This is a genomic window from Methanocorpusculum petauri (assembly GCF_026891975.1).
In the GTDB taxonomy this organism is placed as follows: domain Archaea; phylum Halobacteriota; class Methanomicrobia; order Methanomicrobiales; family Methanocorpusculaceae; genus Methanocorpusculum; species Methanocorpusculum petauri.
This window is the reverse complement of the sequence record NZ_JAPTGB010000040.1, coordinates 1-3,734: the sequence shown is the minus strand read 5'-3', so window position 1 is coordinate 3,734 and position 3,734 is coordinate 1. Positions and strand designations below refer to the sequence as shown.

2 protein-coding genes are annotated in these 3,734 nt (G+C 50.2%); one reads left to right on the top strand and one right to left on the bottom strand.

The window, feature by feature from the left end; translation table 11 throughout:
* Positions 1-79 precede the first annotated feature (79 nt).
* The gene (locus tag O0S10_RS10370; RefSeq protein WP_268925808.1) at positions 80-625 is read right to left on the bottom strand and encodes a hypothetical protein; all 546 of its coding nucleotides are present in this window, start codon (positions 623-625) and stop codon (positions 80-82) included.
* 1,026 nt (positions 626-1,651) lie between these two features.
* Here O0S10_RS10370 and O0S10_RS10365 point away from each other — a divergent pair.
* A partial coding sequence (locus tag O0S10_RS10365) for an InlB B-repeat-containing protein (protein WP_268925807.1) occupies positions 1,652-3,734 on the top strand: 2,083 nt, incomplete at its 3' end.

The following is a 3,734-nucleotide window of genomic DNA, read 5'->3' as shown; positions in this document are numbered from 1 at the left end:
TGAGCGAAGCCCAGCGCCGCAGGCGCGATCTGCGAAATCTCGCGTTTCCTTTTTCCTCGTTCCTACTGAAGACTCCCGACTATCTTATATCGGTGCAGCCCACGGGAAGAGGAAGATTCCCGTCTTCGCTGTTTCCAACGTCTCCGGCGTTTCCGCCGTCGGCTTCGCCGCGGATTCTGCGGTACTCTTCTGCCACCTGTTCGGTACGGTACTGCATGAGTTTCGGGCGGCGGACATTCTGATAGACGCGGAGATACGTCCGCAGGTCTTCTGCTGCGGGGATGGTTCCGCAGCGTTCAAAGATGGCGGCCTCGAGGTCACTGCCGATGTGGGCAAGTACATAGCCTGCTCCTTTCATGGCAATGGTGGCAAAAGCGATTTCGTCAAAGACGGCAAAGGCGGCGTCAAGCAGCCGGTCATGGTCGGCGGCGCGGGTGCGGACGGTGCCGATCCAGTCTGCAACGTGTGCAGGAGGTGTTCGGGTGTCGGCGTCTCTGCCGTAGAGGGTGGTGTGGATGAGGGCGGTAAGGTAGTCGGTACGGTTTTCAAAGCCTGCTGCTTTGAGGATGGTGTCAAGCTGCCGGGCTTCTTCGGGGGTGATGTTGGCGGTGAATTGAAATCTCATGGAGCTGAGGGGGAGGTGTATACAGTATACATTATACAGTATACAGCGGTGGTGTCCGGATGATACGGAGGTCCGGATTTTTTTTTGGTGTCTGTGGGGTTTGCGTAAATTCTCTGCACGTGTTGATCTATTTATTCTCAGAAAGAGAAAACAGTACAACAGGAGTGCGGGGGAGTGCCGATCCTTCTGTTCGATGGAGAGGTGCGGCGAATTTTTTCGGGGAGTGTTTCGGTTGTTCCTGCGGGGGTGTATACTGTATATTGTATACTGTATACAGCGGATGAGAGAGAAGGGTATCCGGTTGGTGTACTTCGGTTTCAGGGAAGATACAGAGCCGGATACGGTTCTTTCTGACACAAGTGAAATACAAATCCCTTTGTTTTCTGTGATTGCGGTTTTGTGTGGGTATCACGTCCTTGTGTGTGGTTCGGGGGTGATGCGGCGTGGGGGCCGCGGCCTTGATCGGATGAACGTTTGTCCATACGCCAAAGGTTGATTTCAAGATGGTTCCGGACGGTATATAAGAATTTCCGCGTTTGCGGGGATGCGGGTTCAGGGAAAAGTATTATCTCATTTGCCCGCGAAAATTAAACTAATGGCACACAATTATGATCTATTACTGTGCCATTAGTTTAATTCCACTGCGATGAAATAGATATTGACACAGTTTGTGTACCGCGCAAGCGCGGATATGAGTGTTCGCCAATATTGAATCCTGTTGTAGTAGTATTTAGTACGAACCACAATATAATAGTATTCCAAAATCATCTGAATACGCCGCTGCTTGTGCATTGACGTTATCCCCTCCATTTTTTGAAAATTGTTTCGTGAAATGAAACGTCCTGGGCATATCTCAGACGGATTTGTCGAAGCGCAAATATTGCCTTATTTTTCATGCGCACGGCGCAAATATGATAAAAATCCAATCAGAGAATTTTCCGCGTTATATCCTGCTACAATAGGATTCAAGTTCCGTGATCTGAAATGTTCCGGCGAAATCCTATGGAGTATTTTATGATGCAACGAATGAATGGGACGAAATGTCCTGATAAAAAGGCAGGAGGGTTGCGGCGCGGTGTGGTGCTGCTCGCGGCGCTCCTGCTTGCCTGCGTGCTGATGGCAGGAGCTGTCAGTGCGACGGGTGAGCCGGTAGAAGTCGATACCTACGCGGACTTGATTGCAAACCTCTCGAAAACTGGTAATGATGCCCCAAGTACCATAAAACTGACAGGTAACATCGAGGCAACGAAAGAGATTAGTGTGAACCGTTCCGTCACTATCGACGGAGGCTATCACACGATCACGGCAAAGACCGGATGGTCCCAAGATAATGGTGAGAAAGACCTGCTGGTGATCGAGAAGAAGACGGGTGGTAACGATATTGGTGGTTCAGTCACCCTGAAAAACATCTCCTTTGAGAGCTGTGGAAACCCCCTTGCGGATGAAGCTAATCTGAAAGGAGCATACGGCATTCAGGTTTATAACATACCAAACATCCAGATGAATCTGATAAACCTTGTCGTGAATGGAAGTCAGGGCTCTGGTATCAACGTCAACGGAGGAAACGTTTCTCTGCAAAACGTTACAGTAAAGAACAGTGCCTGGCAGAGTGTTGATGTAAGTTCAAATGCAGAAGGTTCTAGATCTGCCTTTACGATGGATGCTGCGTCCAAACTTGAGGACACCGTGCAGATTAACACTGACCAGCCTCAGAAGGAAGTCACGATTACTCTCCCCGACGGCTATACCCAGTACTCATTCTCTTATGATGAGAAGAATGAGTACAAAGAGCAGAAGCGGGTCTGGACTACGGCTGACAAGATAGCGGATGCGGCAAATGCAATTGCTACGGCTAAAAAAACCGCCTTCAACGCCACGGTGCTGAACGCGACCGACTCTTCGATTACCTCCTACCATGCCGATCTCAAGAAAGCACTGGAGAACTACGTTGGCGATGGTGCTACCGTTACCCAGCTGAAAGACGTTACACTGACTCAGTCGATAACCATCACCAAGCCCATCACCTTTGATGGCGGCAAGAAACAGATCACCGGCTCGTCCACCCAAGGATTCTTCCTGAAAGTTCAGGTACCTTCTGAGGGAAATAACGGTAAATCCGTCACACTCAAAAATCTGGACATTAAGCTAACTTCAATAGGTACTTCTTCTAATCTTGGCGGAATCACCGTGCAGGCTGCTAATAATGCTCAATCTGTCCCGGTCTACCTGGAAAAGAGCACCATTGACATGAGCAATATAGCAATGACCGGTTCCATGAACCCGGCAGTCTACTTTGTCAGCGCACCAGGCTCAAGGATCACCGATAACACCATTAGTGCGGGTTCCGTAACATCTTCCACGAGCCGCTGTGTAGTGGTGGACGGTGGAAGCGGCATCAGTGTCACCGACAACACCCTGAATCTTGGTAAATCTACTGAGGATAGCTACAGCCTTGGAGTGGAAATTAAAGGAAATGAAGTTACTCAGGTGACCGTCTCCGGAAACAAAATGAATCCGCCGACTGAGACCTCAAATAACAACTACCGTGCAGTCAAGATCACCGCCAAAGAGATAGAGGGACAGGAAAAGACCTTCACGGTTACCGGAAACGAGATCAACTTTGATGGAAAAGGAACGACGGTAGAGATCGTGCTCTCAACCTATGGTATTTCTGAGGCTGTGAATCCAACGGTAAATCTCAAAATCGAAGGAAATACCGGAAGTACTGAATCCGTTGTGATGCTGAACAAAGGAGTTGCTACGGGTGATAATGCCAATGCCATAAAAGGCTCCACTCTTACTCTGCAAGGAAACATCTATAACCCCGCTCTCACCTCTGAGACGGAAATTACCTCCACGGGAGGATTCGCTGAAGAGGGATCGGCAGCACCAAGTACTGAAGCAGTGACCCACAACAACCCGGACCCATATGTCCCGCCCCAGCCGCAGGTCTCCTCCGGTGACGGCAACATGAACAACGCCTTCCGTGTCCTCTTCGAGACCTCCGGCGGCAGCTTCATCAGCCCGGCAACCGGCCTCTCCTACGGCGACAAGATCAGCCAGCCCGCCAACCCCGTCAAAGACGGCTACACCTTCGGCGGCTGGTACA